14 protein-coding genes are annotated in these 16,653 nt (G+C 62.0%); 6 read left to right on the top strand and 8 right to left on the bottom strand.

Features of this window, described 5'->3' with window-relative positions; translation table 11 throughout:
• Window position 1: 1 nt before the first annotated feature.
• Window positions 2-766, top strand: coding sequence for an SDR family oxidoreductase (locus WD767_16420; GenBank protein ID MEX2617676.1), 765 nt, complete (start codon window positions 2-4; stop codon window positions 764-766).
• A 10-nt stretch (window positions 767-776) separates the two neighbouring features.
• Here WD767_16420 and WD767_16415 read toward each other — a convergent pair whose 3' ends face one another.
• The 4 genes from WD767_16415 to WD767_16400 form a co-directional block, all read right to left on the bottom strand.
• The gene (locus WD767_16415; GenBank protein ID MEX2617675.1) at window positions 777-1,499 is read right to left on the bottom strand and encodes a copper resistance protein B; all 723 of its coding nucleotides are present in this window, start codon (window positions 1,497-1,499) and stop codon (window positions 777-779) included.
• 10 nt (window positions 1,500-1,509) lie between these two features.
• Window positions 1,510-3,162: a copper resistance system multicopper oxidase gene (locus tag WD767_16410; GenBank protein ID MEX2617674.1), complete on the bottom strand. Its 1,653-nt coding sequence runs from the start codon at window positions 3,160-3,162 to the stop codon at window positions 1,510-1,512.
• A 103-nt stretch (window positions 3,163-3,265) separates the two neighbouring features.
• Window positions 3,266-3,850: a cupredoxin family protein gene (locus WD767_16405; protein ID MEX2617673.1), complete on the bottom strand. Its 585-nt coding sequence runs from the start codon at window positions 3,848-3,850 to the stop codon at window positions 3,266-3,268.
• Between the two features lie 653 nt (window positions 3,851-4,503).
• A complete protein-coding gene (locus tag WD767_16400; protein ID MEX2617672.1) occupies window positions 4,504-5,373 on the bottom strand; it encodes a TauD/TfdA family dioxygenase in 870 nt (289 codons plus the stop codon).
• A 151-nt stretch (window positions 5,374-5,524) separates the two neighbouring features.
• On the opposite strand from WD767_16400, the gene WD767_16395 reads away from it, so the two are divergent.
• Window positions 5,525-6,688: a cobalamin-independent methionine synthase II family protein gene (locus WD767_16395; GenBank protein ID MEX2617671.1), complete on the top strand. Its 1,164-nt coding sequence runs from the start codon at window positions 5,525-5,527 to the stop codon at window positions 6,686-6,688.
• Here the strand turns inward: WD767_16395 and WD767_16390 are convergent.
• Both WD767_16390 and WD767_16385 read right to left on the bottom strand, forming a co-directional pair.
• Window positions 6,685-7,806, bottom strand: coding sequence for a mandelate racemase/muconate lactonizing enzyme family protein (locus WD767_16390; GenBank protein MEX2617670.1), 1,122 nt, complete (start codon window positions 7,804-7,806; stop codon window positions 6,685-6,687). The genes WD767_16395 and WD767_16390 overlap by 4 nt on opposite strands.
• Before the next feature lie 95 nt (window positions 7,807-7,901).
• On the bottom strand, window positions 7,902-8,777 hold the full coding sequence (locus WD767_16385) for a serine protease (protein ID MEX2617669.1): 876 nt from the start codon (window positions 8,775-8,777) through the stop codon (window positions 7,902-7,904).
• A gap of 196 nt (window positions 8,778-8,973) precedes the next feature.
• Between WD767_16385 and WD767_16380 the strand changes: the two genes are divergently transcribed.
• From WD767_16380 to WD767_16365, 4 genes are all read left to right on the top strand, one after another.
• On the top strand, window positions 8,974-9,321 hold the full coding sequence (locus WD767_16380; protein MEX2617668.1) for a DUF5658 family protein: 348 nt from the start codon (window positions 8,974-8,976) through the stop codon (window positions 9,319-9,321).
• Window positions 9,322-9,495: 174 nt separating this feature from the next.
• Window positions 9,496-10,635 carry an acyl-CoA dehydrogenase family protein gene (locus tag WD767_16375; protein ID MEX2617667.1) on the top strand — a complete coding sequence of 380 codons (1,140 nt, stop codon included), beginning with the start codon at window positions 9,496-9,498 and terminating at the stop codon, window positions 10,633-10,635.
• Between the two features lie 14 nt (window positions 10,636-10,649).
• Window positions 10,650-11,804 (top strand): acyl-CoA dehydrogenase family protein, encoded by a 1,155-nt coding sequence (locus WD767_16370; protein ID MEX2617666.1) that lies wholly within the window; start codon window positions 10,650-10,652, stop codon window positions 11,802-11,804.
• Between the two features lie 103 nt (window positions 11,805-11,907).
• A complete protein-coding gene (locus WD767_16365; GenBank protein MEX2617665.1) occupies window positions 11,908-12,690 on the top strand; it encodes a class II aldolase/adducin family protein in 783 nt (260 codons plus the stop codon).
• Window positions 12,691-12,696: 6 nt separating this feature from the next.
• Here the strand turns inward: WD767_16365 and WD767_16360 are convergent, their stop codons facing one another.
• The gene (locus WD767_16360; GenBank protein ID MEX2617664.1) at window positions 12,697-15,114 is read right to left on the bottom strand and encodes a penicillin acylase family protein; all 2,418 of its coding nucleotides are present in this window, start codon (window positions 15,112-15,114) and stop codon (window positions 12,697-12,699) included.
• Window positions 15,115-15,130: 16 nt separating this feature from the next.
• Window positions 15,131-16,519: an aspartate aminotransferase family protein gene (locus WD767_16355; GenBank protein ID MEX2617663.1), complete on the bottom strand. Its 1,389-nt coding sequence runs from the start codon at window positions 16,517-16,519 to the stop codon at window positions 15,131-15,133.
• Window positions 16,520-16,653: the final 134 nt, after the last annotated feature.

The following is a 16,653-nucleotide window of genomic DNA, read 5'->3' as shown; positions in this document are numbered from 1 at the left end:
AATGGAACTGGCGAAGACGCCGTCCTTCCGGCTCGATGGCCGGCGGGCGCTGGTCACCGGCGCCGGTCGCGGGATCGGGTTGGCGGCCGCGACGGCGCTGGCCGATGCGGGCGCGGCGGTCACCCTGATTGCCCGCACCGCCTCGGAAATCGAGGCGGCGGCGGATGCGATCAAGGCGGCGGGCGGCCGGGCCGATCCGCTGGTGCTCGACATTACCGATACCGCAGCGATGGAAGCGGCCATATCGGCCGCCGGGCCGTTCGATATCCTGATCAACAATGCGGGCACCAACCGGCCGAAGACCATGGCCCGGACGACGGAAGACGATTACGACGCGATCATGAACCTGAACGTGCGGGCGGCCTATTTCGTGTCGCGGGCGGTCACGAACGGGCTGATCGCCGCCGGCAAGCCGGGGTCGGTCATTCATATATCGTCGCAGATGGGGCATGTGGGCGGGCCCAAGCGCACGGTCTATTGCGCGTCCAAATTCGCCATCGAGGGGCTGACCAAGGCGATGGCGCTGGAATTCGCGCCGCATAACATCCGCGTCAATTCCATCGGCCCGACCTTTATCGAAACGCCGCTGGCGCGCCAGTCGCTGGCGGATCCGGAAATGAACGCCTATATCATGTCGAAGATCAAGCTGGGCCGGGTCGGGCAGGTGGCGGACCTGATGGGGGCCATCGTGTTCCTCAGTTCCGACGCCGCCGCCATGATCACCGGCGCGGCGCTGCTGATCGATGGCGGCTGGACGGTCGGTTAGGGTTGCATGGTCAGAACATGAACCTGGTTCCGATAACAGCGAACCAGGCGGCTGCGTCTTCCCCCTCGGCTTTTGCAAATTTGGCGGTGTCACCGAATTTTCGCTCATAGACGATGCCGAGATAGGGCGAGACAGTGCGGTCAACGAGGTCGTAACTGAGCCGTAACCCGACCTCGACATTGTTCACGCCCGACCCGACGCCGGTTTCCCGGTCTTCGGAAAAGGCGATATCGGTATCGGCGGACGGCGTCAGGATCAGCCGGTTGGTCAGCAGCAGTTCGTATTCGATGTCGAGCCGCGCGGAAGCATCGCCCGTCTCGCTGAGGAACAGGTCCGCGTCGATCTCGAACCACTGCTTCGCGAGACCAGTGACGCCGATAACCCCGAACCAGCGGTCCGGTCCGTCCGGCGTATCGAGCCGGACACCGGCTTTCACGTCGAAGAAGTCGGAGACCGGTTTCTGAAGCACGAACCGGTTCTCCATTCGCTCCAGCGTATCTGTTGCGGTATTGTATTCGCCTTGGCCGAGCCAGCGCAGCTTGAGTTCGTCGGTGCCGACATAGGCGTCGCCGTTCCAGACAGCCGTCCTGTCTTCCCCTTCGCCCACCCGGTATTCGAGTTCCTCCATCTGGATGCCATAGAATACGAGTCCGGTTTCCTGGGCCTGCAATGGCGCCGACAGCGATGCGACGGCAATTCCCGTCAGCAGGATGGTCCTGATTTCATTTTTCATCTGCTGATACTCACCGGGCCGTATCGAGTCGCGCGGCTTTCGGCCCGCCTTTGACGATGACCTTGCGGAACATGCCTGCCGCCGCGTGATAGGCAAGATGACAGTGGAAGGCCCATTGCCCGGGGGCGTCCACTTCCGTTTCCATGTAGACGGTGGTGCCGGGCGCAACGCTGACGACATGCTTGACCGGGTTCCATTTCCCGGCGCCGGTATCGAGGATCGACCACATGCCGTGCAGGTGCATCGGATGGATCATCATCGTCTCGTTGACGAATTTGAACCGTACCCGCTCGCCGTATTGCAGGCGGATCGGTTCTGCATCCTCGTATTTTACGTCGTTCAGCGTCCAGACATACCGCTCCATATTCCCGGTGATCCGGATTTCGATTTCGCGGGTCGCGTCGCGCAGGGGATAGAGCGGCTTCTGGGCCTTGAGGTCGTCATAGGACAGGAATTTTCCGCCATCCGCTGCTGCCGGCGTCAGGCCGCTGCCTGGCGCATAGAAGGGGTCGGGCTTCGCGGCGCCAGTCGCCATCGTCGAGTGATCCATACCGGCCATCTTCGAGTGATCCATACCAGTCATCTTCGAGTGGTCCATCCCCGTCATTTTGGAATGATCCATGCCGGCCATGCCCTCATGACCCAAGCGCATATCGGCCATGGTCAGCAGCGGTCGATCCCGCATTTCGGGAACAGCTGCGGTCATGCCTTCACGCGGCGCCAGCGTGCCCCGCGCATAGGCGGTTCGACCCATTGATTCCGCGAAGACCGTATAGGCCCGGTCCTCCGTCGGGCGCACGATGACATCATAGGTTTCGGCGACGGCGATGCGGAACTCATCCACCTTGACCGGACGCACATTGTTGCCGTCCGCCTGGATGACGGTCATGTCGAGCCCCGGTATCCGGATATCGAAATAGGTCATCGCTGAGGAATTGATGAAGCGCAGGCGCACCCGTTCGCCCGGCCTGAACAGCCCGGTCCAGTTCTGGTCCGGACCCTTCCCGTTGATCAGGGGCGTGAACCCCTGCACGTCCTCGACATCCGTGGGCATCATGCGCATATCGCCCCAGGCCTGCCGGTCGGCAATGGTTGCCGCCAGTCCGTTCTTTTCGGCGTCGTTGAAAAACTCGCCGACGGTCTGTTGCTGGCGATTGTAGTAATCCGACATCGTTTTCAGGTTCCGCATGATCCGGGCCGCGGCATGCGGGTGCGTGTCCGTCAACTGGATTACGTAGTCCCGGTCGTAGCGGAACGGTTCACGATCCCTGGGTTCTATGATAATGGCGCCATAGGCCCCATCCGGTTCCTGCATGCTGGAATGGCTGTGGAACCAGTAGGTGCCGGCCTGGACGATGGGAAATTTATACGTAAACGTTTCACCCGGGGCGATTCCGTCATAGCTGATCGTCGGCACGCCATCCATCCGGTAGGGCAGGATCAGCCCGTGCCAGTGGATCGATGTGTCGACATCGAGATTGTTGGTCACGTTGATGGTGACCTCCTCGCCCTCCTTGAAACGAAGCACGGGGCCTGGTGAGGCTCCGTTATAACCGATGCCGGACCTTCGGAAGGCGCCGGTATCAATGGTCACACGGTCGACGGTCAGGTCGTAGGTATCCGCCTGAGCGGCCACCGGGAATGCCAGGAGGGCAAGAGCCATACCCGGCAGCGCCATGCGGACTGGAAGTTTTCGCATTTTTTGGAGATGCTTTCTTTCAATTGAATGATCGGTGGAAGAGGGCGCTTGCAACGTTCCGCTTGCGCTATTTGATGTGCATCTTTCCGACCATTCCGGCCTCGTAGTGGCCCGGGACGTTGCAGGCGAATTCGAGCTCCGCCGCCTTGGTAAATTTCCAGATCACCTCACCGGTCTTGCCGGGTTCTAGAAGCACGCTGTTCGGATCGTTGTGTTCCATGGTTTTCCCGCCGCCCATGTCCATCTTCATCATGTCGTGGTTGACCCTGTCGGCCTCCAGCGCGCCGTGCTCCATCATCGTCATCATCTCTTTCTGGTGTTCGGCATGCATGGCGGCGGTGCCGATATTGAACTCGTGCACGAGCTCACCTTCGTTCCTTATCCTGAAGCGGATCGTTTCATCCGCCTTTACCTCGATGCTTTCCGGTTCGAAGTAGTTTTCCTTCAGGGTGATATCGATGGTGCGGGTGACGTCCGAGGCCGTTCCGGGCGCGCCGAAATCGAACCCGTGCCCCATTTTTCCGTTCGTATGGCCGTGACCGCCGCCATGGGCGCCAGCGGCAAGGGACGGGGCGGCGGCGAACAACAATGCGGCGGCGGTACAGGTAACGGCGGCGAATGTCTTGAGGGTCAGGGTCGGGGAGTCTGTCATCGAAGGATTTCCTTTGTTGTGACAACACGCGCATGTACGCCGACTGGCATATGGCGGCGCCGTCACCAATTAGATGATAGCCGGTGAAGTCTTGATTCCTGTCACGTACAGGCTGGCCGGCGCGCGAAGCCCCTGCCTTCCGGCAAGGGGACACGATCGGATCGGTTCGTCAGGTGAAGTGGCGGCCGTATCGTGGCGGTCGCAGCAGCGGAATGATGTGGCGGTCCCTGAACGGAACCGGTCCGCGCATGTAGATCTTGCGGAAATTTCGAAGCGGCCAGTCAGATTGGCCGGAGTAGGCAACGGCATAAAAGTGGCATATTGGACCCGCGCCATGGCAATGATGGCCGTCCGCGTACCGGGTATCCGGAAAATCTTCCGGCATAGCGTTGCTGGATGGATCATCCGTCACCGCTATGTTGCTTGTTTCGACGTGGGTATCATGCGCGTTGGCGGTGCCGGGCGACGCTAGGATCGCCCAAGCCATCAGCGCGCAAAACAATGGTACAAGATGCGCGATGCGCGGAACATGAAACATGCCGTGAATATGGAGGTTCCCCTCACGGGAAGGTCAATGGCGAATCTCGGGTTTTCCGAAATGGCCTGTCCCCGGGTGTTCGGACACTCATCCACGCCCGTTTATGTTGCGGCAACTAACCGGTCGGCGTGCCACGCAGGCAGGTGCGGTGCAGCACGCGCGGGTATTTGGTCGTGTCGAAATTGCCGTCCGCATGGTGCAGCAGGCATCGGTTGTCCCACATCAGCACGTCGCCGGGCCGCCAGCTGTGGCGGAAGACGAACCGGTCCTGGGTCGCATGCTCTTCCAGCTTCATGATCCGCGCCCGGCCTTCCTCAATCGGCATGCCCTCCAGATGGGAGGCATGGGTGCCGACGAAGATCGCCTTGCGGCCGGTTTCGGGATGGGTGCGTAGCAGCGGGTGCACGTTGTCCGGCGCATCGCGCTTTTCCGCCTCGGACATGAAGCGGCCGATATTCTCCCGCGACTTTTCCCAGCTGTGCACGACCCGCACATCCGCCAGTTCTTCCTTTTCCGATTCCGGCAGCGCTTCGAAGGCGGTATACATATTGGCGAATACGGTGTCGCCGCCGGAGGGCGGCAGGGTGATCGCGTGCAGGATGGTCGCCATGGACGGCGCCGGCCGGAAGGATTTGTCTGTGTGCCAGCTCTCGGATTTGACGCGGCCCAGCAGATTGCCGTCATCGTCCATATTGGTCACCACATGGACCAGCGGATTGTCGTTGGTGCCCAGGTTGCGCAGCGTGTGCTGCTCCAGTTCGCCGAACTGTTCGGAAAACGCGACCTGCTGCTGTTTTGACAGTTTCTGGTCACGGAAAACGATGACCTGGTATTGCAGGAAGGCGTCATGGACGGCATCGCGCGTGGCGTCGCCCAGCGGCCGGCTGAGATCAAGGCCGATGATTTCCGCGCCCATCAAATCCGAAAGCGGCCGGATTTCGAAACCGGTCTGTGCCGGTGTCTGGGTAAGTGTTTGCGCTTCCATGTGATAATTCTCCTGCCTGCGAATCGCAGAAGCGAATGGTAACCGCTTCGCGGCGGATTGGGAAGTGTACCAGGCGGCGCCGTGGTCTGATAACGTGGGCAGCACGAACCGTTTATCAAGCGGCGCGGGCGGCGCCGGGGAGGGAATTACAATGATAAAAAGCGAATCCAGAATCCTGACCACCCATGCCGGCAGCCTGCCGCGCCCGCCTGCCCTGACATCCCTGTTCGCGCGCCGGGCGCGGGGCGAGACAATCGATACGGCGGAACTGGACCGGCTGATCGACGAGGCGACCCGCTGGGTCATTCCCAGGCAGGTCGCCTCCGGCGTCGATATCCTCAATAACGGCGAACAGCCGCGCGAGGCATTCTTCCTGTATGTCCGGCATCGGATGAGCGGGTTCAATGGCCTGGGCACGCGCCGGCCGCCGGCGGATGTCACCAGATACCCGGCCTTCGTCGAACAGCGCAAGGCCATGATGGGCGGCCGCGAGGCGGTCAATAATTTCGAGGTCCCGACGGTAACGGGCGAGGTCCGCTATCTCGATCCGGCCTTCGTCGCGCGGGAATGCGACGATTTTCGCGCCATCCTCGACGCGGATAAACCCGCCTTTTCGGAAGCTTTCGTGACCGCGCCGTCGCCGGGCATCATCGCGGCGGCGATTCCGAATGAATATTACGATACCTTCGACAATTATCTAGACGCCATCGCAGCCGCGCTGAAGGTCGAATACGATTCCATCACCCGGCACGGCTTCCTGCTGCAACTCGACTGTCCGGACCTGGCGCTGGAACACCATGTGACCTATGCGGATCGGCCGATGCGCGAATTCCTGGATTTCGTCGAGCGGGTCGTCGCTGCGATCGACCGCAGCCTCGCGGACGTGCCGCGCGAAAACGTGCGGCTGCATGTCTGCTGGGGCAATTACGAAGGCCCGCATGACATGGATGTGCCGCTAAAGGAAATCCTGCCGATCCTCCGGACCGCCGATGTCGGCGCCATCGTGCTGCCCTTCGCCAATCCGCGCCATGCGCATGAATACAAGGTGCTGGGCAACATGAAGCTGGCGGATGACCAGAACCTTGTCGCGGGGGTTATCGACACGACCTCGAACTATATCGAACACCCCGAAACCATCGCCGACCGGATCGAACGCATCGCGCAGGTCATCGGCGATCCGACGCGGGTCATTGCCGGTACCGATTGCGGTTTCGATACCTCCGCCGGGATGGGCAAGGTGGCGGAAGACGTCGTCTGGGCCAAGCTCCGCGCGCTGGCGGATGGCGCGAAGCTGGCCAGCGAACGTCTGTTTTAGCCCCAGGGGTCTATCGCGTATTTTTCGATCACATCGGGCAGGTAATCGTAGCCGAGGCCGGGCTTCTGCGGCAGCAGGACCCGGCCTTTTTCGACGACGGGCTGGGTGTCGAGCAGCCGCCGGAAATTCACGATCGTGTCGTCGTTGAACACTTCGATGAAGCTCGCATTCGGAGTGCTGGCGACGATATGGACATGCATTTCGTGATAGGCGTGCGGCGCGACGGATACGCCATAACTTGCCGCCGTGGCGGCAATGCGGCGGAATTCGGTGATGCCGCCGCAGCAGATCGCATCCGGTTGCAGGATCGTCGCCGCACCCTTTTCCAGGATTTCCTTGAAGCGCCAGCGGCCGGCCTCGATCTCGCCGGTGGCGACGGGAACATTGGTGCGCTGGACCAGCCGCGCGTGGTTGTCGAGATCGTCCGGCGAGAACGGTTCCTCGAAGAAATACGGGTCATAGGGTTCATAGACGCTGACGAACCGCATCGCCGTTTCGATATCCTTCCAGGCATTGGATATATCGAGCATCAGCAGGACGTCACCGCCGACATGCTCGCGGATCGCGGCGAGCCGGGCTTCTTCTTCCCGTAGCCCCAGCAGGCCGACCTTGATCTTCACCGCGTCGAAGCCGAGATCGACGAAGCCCTGCACTTCCGCCGCCAGATCCTCCGGCGTCTTGCCCTCCAGGTAATAACCGCCGCTGGCATAGCCGCGTACCGACTCCTTCTGGAATCCGCCCAGCATCCGGTACAGCGGCATGTTGGCGGCGCGGGCGTTATGGTCCCACAACGCGATATCCAGCGCGCTGAGCGCCCGCATCACGGAGCCTGCCCGGCCCTGCAACAGCGCTTCCTGGTACATCTCCGCCCAGAGCCCCTCGACGCGGAACGGATCCTCGCCGATAAGGACAGGCGCCAGCAGGTTGCGCACCGCCTCTGTCACGATCCCGCCGCCGCTGCTGCCGCCATAGGTGAACCCGATACCCCTGTGCCCGTCATCGGCCTCGATCTCGACCAGGGTCAGGTCGCGGGCCAGCACCTTGCGGGTGGCGAAGGTTGTGGGGTTGTCGAGCGGGATGCGGACGGTACAGGCGCGGACCGCGGTAATTTTTGTCATGGCGAACACTCCGGATGTCGGCGGGCGAACATGTCCGGATACCATGTCAATGCGCTGGCGGCATCGTCAATGGGGCAGTGGCGTCCTTCGGAAGGTCACCTGGGACAGCTGATGCGGGCGATAAAGGGTTTGGCTTCCTGGAAGATAGCGTCGCGCGGTTTTGGCGCCCGGGCCGGCGCGCGCCGGAAGTCGACGCCAAGGCCGGACAGGAATCCGAAGACGACCGGATTGGAAATCGCGAACCCCTGATCCAGGATCAGCTCCCCGCGTGCCTGAAAGGTCTTGACGGTATTGAGTTGGGCGAAGACGACGCCTGCGACATAGCCGCTATCGTCGAGGACCGGGCCGCCGCTGTTGCCGGGTCGAACGGCCGCCCGCATCTGGAAGCGCGTGCCGCTTGTATTGTGCGACTGGAAGGTGCCGGGCGTCACATGGGGGCGGATCGGCGGCAGCTTCGTCGTGCCGTAGCCGATAACGGTAATATCGCTGCCGGGCGCAATAATGTCCGGGCTGCGGAAAACCGCAACGGCCGGCGCCTGTAACGTGCTGGCGAGCAGCGCCAGGTCGTTTCCCGGATCGGCGCCCAGGACAACGGCGGTGCCCTGCTGGCCGTCGGTCGTGTCGACCCAGATGGTTTTCCTGCATTCCGCGATGACATGATTATTGGTGACGATTTTCCCGTCGGCGCTGACGAAAAATCCGGTTCCGTGGCCTCTTGGGCCCTGTTCGCGTTCCGATTTCGGCTGATTGGCCCGTCTGATCCGTTCGCGTCGCAACTCCGCCTTCACCTTCGCCGCATCCTCGCGGCTGAGAATTTCGCCGTCGCATTTGTCCGGCGTCTTGGGCTGAACTACGCCACGCTCTTTGTCGTGGCACTGGATTACGGCGGCCTGCGCCGCCACGGGTTTTTCGGTCGAATGCAAGACCAGGACCAAGGCTGTCAGGAAAAGCCATTTCACGGTAACCGCCACCTGTTCCGGACCTCCGTTCCTGTTACAAACGCATTCTGGCGACAGAATTTCGCGTTGATGTGATAGAGTTATCTCTAATGCAGATTAATTTTTCGTTCATAGCCCATTTGGATGAAAGCCTGCGCCGGGACTTGGGGTATCAACTTTTCATTGAGCGCGACCCCGACCGTCACCATGTGAAAACACGGAAAGCATCATGATCGCACCACCATCGAAATGTACCAAATCCGCTTTCGTATCGCAAAAAGCGGTGTCGCCCTGGGCGCTGGTTGTCGCCCTGTCGGTCATCATCGTCGGCACGCTGGATGTGATTTCGACCAATGTCGGCCTGCTCGCCGGCGCTGTGGAGGCCAATCCGCTAATGGCGGCCATGCAGGACCTGTTCGGCGGTTGGTGGTTCGTGCCGAAAATGGCAATGCAGTTCATTACCGTTGCCATCGTCCTGATGCACCCGGTACGTGCGGTATTTCTCTGCGTCAGCGCAGTGATTGCATTCAACGCTTACGTCGTCCTCAATAATTTTTCCCTGTCCGGCGTCATCTAGCAGTAGCTGCGCACGCGCCGTTCGAGGCGCAAATCCCTTCATTCGGGAACAGGGATGTCTTGACGCGGCATCGTGTTCGACGCATTCATTCTGGCGCCGTGGCGCATTGGATTCTGGCTTGCGGTCGTCCATAAACGGGGCGTGGCGGGATGAATTCAGCGAGGTGGAACGGCAGTGACGGGCAAATCCTTCGAAAACGACGATACGCAACGCATGTTGCTTGATAGCGCGCGCGCCTTCGTATCGCGCAGCGGTGGGGTCGAACGCGCTCGCGCCAGCCGGGAAAAGGCTCCCGGTTTCGACCGCGGGGTCTGGCGGACCATGGCCGCGAACGGTTGGTTCGGCCTGCTTTTCGCGGAGGAATATGGCGGGCTGGCCCTGGGCTTCGCCGAAGCGGCCATCGTGATCGAGGAACTGGGCCGCTGTCTCGCGCCGGAACCGTTCGTATCCGCGGTCGTGCTTGCCGGTGGCGTCCTGCGGGGCAGCGACAACGCGGCGTTGCGGGCCGAAAAAATCCAGGCGCTGATCGAGGGCGAGGTTATTCCCGCGCTGGCCTGGCAGGAAACCGCAAATGACTATGACCCGGCCCGTATCGCGGCCCGGGCGGTTCCGTCGGCGGAGGGTATCACCCTGACGGGCAGCAAACGCTTCATTCCCGCGGCGGCCGGCGCCGATGCCTTTATCGTCACGGCGATGGGGCCTGACGGGGTGGGCCTTTACTGGCTGGAAGCCGGCGCGGCGGGGCTGAGCCTGTCGCTGGACCCGGGTGTGGACGGTATCGACTACGGCACGCTGAATATGAGCAACGTGTTCGTCCCGTCGGACAGGATCGTGCTGTCGCGCGATGCGGGGCCGGTCGTGTCGGCCGCCGTCGATGAGGCGCGGCTGTGCGCGGCCGCCGAACTGGTCGGCGTCATGAAGCAGGCCTTCGACGATACGCTGGCCTATGTCAAGCAGCGCGAACAGTTCGGCCGGCCGGTCGGCAAGTTCCAGGCGTTACAGCACCGGCTTGTCGACCTGTGGGTACAGCAGGAACTGTCGCGGGATGTGCTGGCCCAGGCCTGCCGCTGCTTCGACGAAACCGGCGATCCTGTCCGGCGCGCCGCCGAGGCAAGCGCCGCCAAGGCGCGCTGCAGTGAGGCGGGGCTGCTGATCGGGCGCCAGTCGATCCAGTTGCATGGCGGCATCGGCTATTCGGACGCCTGTCATATCGGCATGTATCTCAAACGCGCCCTCGTGCTGTCCGCCTGGCTCGGCAATGCGGGCATGCATCGCAACCGTTATGCCGAATTCGCGCCCGAAGCCGCCGCCTGAAGGAGATTGTGCCGATGACCGAAACCCGCGATATGAACGCCCTGGGCGATGACGAATTCCGCGCCGAAATCCGCAACTGGGTCGAAGCGAACTATCCGGCGGAACTGCGCTATTTTCCGCGCCGCATCCTGTATGAGGAATGCCGGGAGTGGTACCTGAAACTGTCGGAGAAGGGTTGGCTCTGTCCGGTCTGGCCGAAAGAACATGGCGGCATGGGCCTCGATCCCGGCAAGTTCATTATCTATACCGAGGAATTCGAACGCCACGGCGTCGCCCGCATGCCCGACCAGGGTATCGTCATGGTCGGACCGCTGCTGATAAAATACGGCACCGACGCGCAGAAGGAATATTTCCTGTCCAATATCCGCGCCGGCAACCATATCTGGTGCCAGGGATACTCCGAACCGAATGCGGGTTCCGACCTGGCCAGCCTGCGGACCTCCGCGGTGCTGGACGGCGACGAATATGTCGTCAACGGACAGAAGATCTGGACGTCGCTTGCCCATAACGCGAACTGGATCTACATGCTGGTCCGGACCGACCGGGACGCGGCGAAGCCGCAGGAAGGCATCAGTTTCCTGCTGTGCGACCTGAAGACGCCCGGCATCACCATCCGCACGATTCCGAATATCCGGGGCGAGGAGGAATTCTGCGAGGTATTCCTGGACGATGTCCGTGTGCCGCGGGAGAACCTGGTGGGCGAGCCCAACAAGGGCTGGACCATGGCGAAGGCGCTGCTCGGGTTCGAGCGCATTTTTGTCGGCAATCCGCGGATGTCGAGCTATGCGCTGAACCGGCTGCGGCTACTGGCGGAATCGCTGGGCGCCTTTGAGGACGCGGCCTTTGCCGCGCGGTACAATCGTCTCCGGCTCGATGTGCATGACCTGGCGGCCTCGTTCGAGCGCTATGCCTCGATCCTGAAGTCGGGCGGCGAGATCGGTTCGGATGTGTCCTTCCTGAAAATCTGGGCGACCGAAACCTATCAGCGGATTACCGAGGAAATGGTCGATCTCTCGGGGGATTACGGGGGCTATCGCGAGGATCTGTCGCTCGGTAACAACAGGATCGATGTCATGAACCAGTTCCTGGGATCGCGACCGTCGACGATCTATGGCGGATCGAACGAGATTCAGCGCAATATCATCGCCAAGCAGGTGCTGGGTCTCTAACGGGCCGCCGTCGACAGGTGCGACCGGATTTGCCAATCCGGTGGAAGTGGCTAATATCGCTGCAATCTTTACCGACAATATCTTGGATCAAGGGGAACAACACATGGTAGCGGCTGTACAATCGATCAAGCGCGCGGATCATATTTCCGACGCGGAATGGGACGTCCGGGTCAATCTGGCGGCGGCATACAGGTTGATCGACCTGAATGGATGGTCCGATGGTATCGGAACGCATGTTTCGGCCCGGGTGCCGGGACCGGAAAATCACTTCCTCTTGAATCCCTACGGCATGCTGTTCGACGAAATCACCGCGTCCTGTCTGATCAAGGTCGACCTGGATGGCAACGCCATCGACGACTCGGATTATCAGGTCAATCCGGCGGGATTTACCATTCACAGCGCCGTTCACATGTCCAACCACGATCTTGAATGCGTCATGCATACCCATACGACGGCCGGCACCAGCGTTGCGACGCAGAAGGGCGGGCTGTTGCCGATCAACCAGCATGCGCTCGCGGTCACCTATACGACCGGCTACCACGACTATGAAGGGCCGGCGACCGATCACGACGAACGCGCCCGGATCGTCGAGGACCTTGGCGATAACCGAATTCTGATCCTGCGCAACCACGGTCTGCTGACCGTCGGGCGGACCATCGGTGAAGCATTCGTCTGGATGTTCCGGGCCGAACGCGCCTGCCGCATGCAGCTTGCCTTCCAGCAGACGGGAGCGGAGCTTTATCCGATCAGCGAGGAAGTGCAGAAGATTTCGATCGAGCGCGGTCGCCAGTTCAACAGTGGCAACGGGCACCGGCCGACCGGCAAGCTGGAATGGCCGGCATGGCTGCGCAAGCTGGACCGGATCGATCCGTCCTACAGGAACTAGATACGGCTATTCCGGCGAAAGCGTGAGGATGCTGCCCGCCGCGCGGGCGAGATCCTCACGGCTTCCGGAAATGGTGATGTACTGACCGTCCCGCCAGCGGTGCAGCAGGTCGTCGTAATGCGGCGACAGGAAATTTCCGGACTGGCCGGTCGCAATCATGAACCGGCTGTTGCCGAGATCCGACAGGTCGTAAACGGCGCGGTAGCCCGAACCGTCGAGATGGGTAAAGGGCGCGGTACCGGTAGAATAGCCGCCGCGATTGACTGTGTGCTGTCCGCCGTCCGAAGGAATGGCGCGATCCGACAGGCCCTTCAGAACCGGTATATTGGTCAGGATCCGATGGGTGAAAGTCGCCTTGTGCAGCGTCCCCCACCGCCAGCCTGCCATATCGTCGCCCAGCCTTTCGGCAAGGTCGTCGAGCGCCTGGTCGAGCGACAGGCTCAGCCGCTCGCCGCAGCTTTCAGTCGCGTCTTTTGTCGCTATGTCATCGCACCAGTGCCGCTGCGTCGTCAGGGCAAGCTGGATGAAGCGCGGGTTGGGGCTGTTGATCAACTGCTGGTATCGTTCCACGAGCGGCCCGCTGACTTCGTCCGCGATAATGGCCTTGCCGAGCCGCCGCAGCCATGCGGCATAGATCGACGGTTCCGGCCGGTCCCGCCGCATGGTGAAGTCCCATCCGGCCAGCATGGCCAGCGCCTGCCGAGCCCGGTCGTTGCGCGGCACGGTTGCCAGCATCATCGGCAGGAGAAGCCGCGCTGCGGTGGAGAGCGAATCCTGCTGCAGGGCCATACTCGCGGCGATATCGTGCCTGTTATCGCCGTCGAGACGCTCCCGAATACGTTCCGCGCGAAATGGCTGGTTCCAGTCGTGTGTCAGTATCCACTCGTAACTATCGTCAACCATTCTGTTATTTGCATTTACAATGCTGCCTTCCGGCGGGTTGTACAGCATGGGCATCTCGACAGCGGGCACATATCCGATCCAGTCCTGTTTGCCGTCAGCGCCCGCCGCAGGGATCCTGCCGTCCCCCGATTTCCGGATGGGAACCAGCCCTGCGGTATAGAATCCGATATCGCCATCCGTGGCGGCGAAGAACAGGTTGCTGGCAGGCGACTGAAAACCAAGCGCCGCGTCTCGGAATGTTTCCCAGTCGTGCGCCCGGTTGATCGCCAGCATCGCCGTGGCCGTTGTGTCGTCGACGTTCAATGCGGTGGAATAGAGCGCAATAACCTGCCTGTCCGGTCCATCGGCCACAATGTCGGACACGACGGGCCCGTGCCGGGTCTGGCGGACCGTCATGACAACATCTTCGGAATCCTTGACCCTGATGGTTTCCGTACGGGTGACAAAAGGGGACGACCCATCGGGGACAGGAGAGGACGGCTCGCCGGGGACAAGGTAGTTTTCCGGGCTTTCCGGGTCCAGGGTTTCCACGAAATGGTCTTCGACATCGGCATCGGCGCTGGTCATGCCCCAGGCGATGGACCCGTTATGGCCCAGGATCGTGAACGGTACGCCGGGCGCCGTCGCGCCGGTCAGGCTCAGCCCCGGCGCTTCCAGCCGCGCCAGGTACCACACGATCGGCGCGTCGAAGCGCAGATGCGGATCGTTGGCCAGGATCGGCTTGCCGGTTGCGGTCCGGCTGCCGTGCAGGATCCATCCGTTGGACCCGCTATCGGCGGGAAGGTCGAAGCCCCTGGCGCCCGGCAGCGTATCGAACAGGGATGCGGCTTTCCGGACTGCGTCGGAGACCGTCACGGGACCGTCGGCGGGAGGCTGCGGCCACAATTCGTTCAGTAATGCGGTCGGAAGGCCATGCGCCGCCAGCGCGCTGGCCACCTGAACGCGGATCAGTTCGGTCCGGTTGTTGCGTCCCAGGCGCAGGGCCATCAGCCGGCTCCAGAGGATCGAATCCACCGGTCGCCAGGGTTCCGGTTCTATCCCCAGCAGAATGAATTCCGGGGGCAGGGCGCCGGACCGGTTGGTCAGCCAGGCGTTGACGCCCGCCGCATAGGCGCTGAGGACCGCCTTGCCGTCGGCGGGCATACGGACCGAAATGGCGGCGGCGACCCGGGGAATGGCCATGGTGCGGATGTAACGATCCGCCCCGACCGCTTTTTCGCCCAGGATTTCCGCCAGCCGTCCCGCGCCGACCCGGCGCATGAACTCCATCTGCCACAGCCGATCCTGCGCATGGGCATAGCCCAGCGCGAAATAGGCGTCATGCGAGCTGGTGGCAAAAATATGCGGTATCGCGTTGGAATCGCGTATGATTTCAACCGGGCCGTCAAGCCCTGCCAGGGACACGCCGCCATCGACATCAGGCAGCGAACTGCGCAGCCAGAGATAACCGGCGCCGGCAGCCACGACCATGGCGCCCGCCATAATACCTGCAAGCACCGCAATGCGCTGCAATGCCTTCATGGAAAAGGCCGGGGCATCAGGCGGCGAGGTCGCCTTCGTCCTTGAGCATACGCACCGCCGCGCGGACGGCTTCGGCTGTCGCCTCGATATCCGCCTCGCTGTGCATGGCGGAGGTCAGGCCGCCCGGCTTGCCGGACATGTCCACGCCGTTGAGAATGATCCCGAGGCGCAGCTTCGTGATGGTCGCCGCCTTCTGGCTGCCCTTCAGGGTGGCGTGGTCATGGGCGAACGGGTCGAACGTCGTTGGCGTGATCGGCAGGTTGCCGGGATTCGTGAAGATATAAAAGCCGGAATGCTCGCCGTAGCACGCCCAGGGCACGTCTTCGGCCTCGAAAGCCTCGTTGATGCGCCGGCGCAGCAGTTCCGCCCGTGCGGTCGCCGTGTCGCAGACTCCGCCGGCGGCGATCAGTTCCAGCGCGGCGATGCCGGCCGCCGCGGACATGGGATTGGCATTGTAGGTGCCCTGATGGCCGATCTTCTCGAATCCCTTGGCTTCCGCGACCTCGAAATCGAGCAGTTCCAGGATATCCTCCCGTCCCGCCACCGCGCCGCCCGGCAGCCCGCCGGCAATGATCTTCGCCATGCTGCACAGGTCCGGCATGATGCCGTAATGGGCCTGTGCACCGCCGGGGCCGACGCGGAAGCCGGTGACGACTTCGTCGAAAATGAGCAGGACGCCGTGCTCGGTCGCGATCCTGCGCAATTCGGTGACGAATTCGCGGGTCACGGGCACCTGGCCGAAACTGGCGCCGGTCGGCTCCAGGATGACCGCGCCGATATCGTCATGGGTTTCGAAGATACGCCGGGTCGCCTCGATATCGTCCGGCGGGGCCAGCAGGACGTTATCCGCGATCCCGTCCAGCACGCCGGGTGTCGGCGTGCCGTCGAAATGATTGGATACGCCGAAGGCGACGTGATCCTGCCAGCCGTGGAAATGCCCCTTGAAGCGGACCAGCTTCGGCTTCCCGGTAAAGGCGCGGGCAAGCCGCAGCGCCATCAGATTGGCTTCCGTTCCCGACGAGGTGAAACGCACCCGCTCCGCGCAGGGCACAAGCTGCTTGACCAGTTCGCCCCAGCGGATCTCCAGTTCGTGGCAGGCGCCGTAGTGGGTGCCCTTGTCCAGTTGCGCATGGACGGCTTCCATGACCGTCGGATGGCTGTGGCCCAGGATCAGCGCACCATGCCCGCCGTAGTAGTCGATGTATTCATTGCCGTCGATATCCCATTTGCGGGAACCCTTCGCATGATCGACATAGAAGGCATAAGGGTCCAGCTTGCGGGAGTCATGCACCAGACCGCTGGGAAAAACCTGCCTGGCCTGTTTTGCGCGCGCCGCCGATTTCGGGGTGTATTCGCGATAGGCGGCAACGATTTTCGAATTGGTCGGCGACGTTGTGTCGGGCATGATAAATCCTGATCCGGTGTCATTGCTGTGATTTACCATAAGCCACACTGTCATCCCGAGGCAATCGCCGCGCGCGGAAGCTTTTGTCATGGCGTGCCGTTGGCTTCCCTGATGAACGCGAAAGGCGTATAGGA

This window comes from Alphaproteobacteria bacterium, assembly GCA_040905865.1.
Taxonomy (GTDB): domain Bacteria; phylum Pseudomonadota; class Alphaproteobacteria; order UBA8366.
The sequence above is the reverse complement of the archived record's forward strand: the minus strand, read 5'-3'. Positions and strand labels throughout refer to the sequence as shown.

Coding starts and splice junctions, on each gene's coding strand:
- WD767_16405 (MEX2617673.1), bottom strand. CDS start 3,850: ATGACAGACTCCCCGACCCTGACCCTCAAGACATTCGCCGCCGTTACC.
- WD767_16355 (MEX2617663.1), bottom strand. CDS start 16,519: ATGCCCGACACAACGTCGCCGACCAATTCGAAAATCGTTGCCGCCTAT.
- WD767_16370 (MEX2617666.1), top strand. CDS start 10,650: ATGACCGAAACCCGCGATATGAACGCCCTGGGCGATGACGAATTCCGC.
- WD767_16420 (MEX2617676.1), top strand. CDS start 2: ATGGAACTGGCGAAGACGCCGTCCTTCCGGCTCGATGGCCGGCGGGCG.
- WD767_16390 (MEX2617670.1), bottom strand. CDS start 7,806: ATGACAAAAATTACCGCGGTCCGCGCCTGTACCGTCCGCATCCCGCTC.
- WD767_16400 (MEX2617672.1), bottom strand. CDS start 5,373: ATGGAAGCGCAAACACTTACCCAGACACCGGCACAGACCGGTTTCGAA.
- WD767_16380 (MEX2617668.1), top strand. CDS start 8,974: ATGATCGCACCACCATCGAAATGTACCAAATCCGCTTTCGTATCGCAA.
- WD767_16415 (MEX2617675.1), bottom strand. CDS start 1,499: ATGAAAAATGAAATCAGGACCATCCTGCTGACGGGAATTGCCGTCGCA.
- WD767_16360 (MEX2617664.1), bottom strand. CDS start 15,114: ATGAAGGCATTGCAGCGCATTGCGGTGCTTGCAGGTATTATGGCGGGC.
- WD767_16365 (MEX2617665.1), top strand. CDS start 11,908: ATGGTAGCGGCTGTACAATCGATCAAGCGCGCGGATCATATTTCCGAC.
- WD767_16395 (MEX2617671.1), top strand. CDS start 5,525: ATGATAAAAAGCGAATCCAGAATCCTGACCACCCATGCCGGCAGCCTG.
- WD767_16410 (MEX2617674.1), bottom strand. CDS start 3,162: ATGGCTCTTGCCCTCCTGGCATTCCCGGTGGCCGCTCAGGCGGATACC.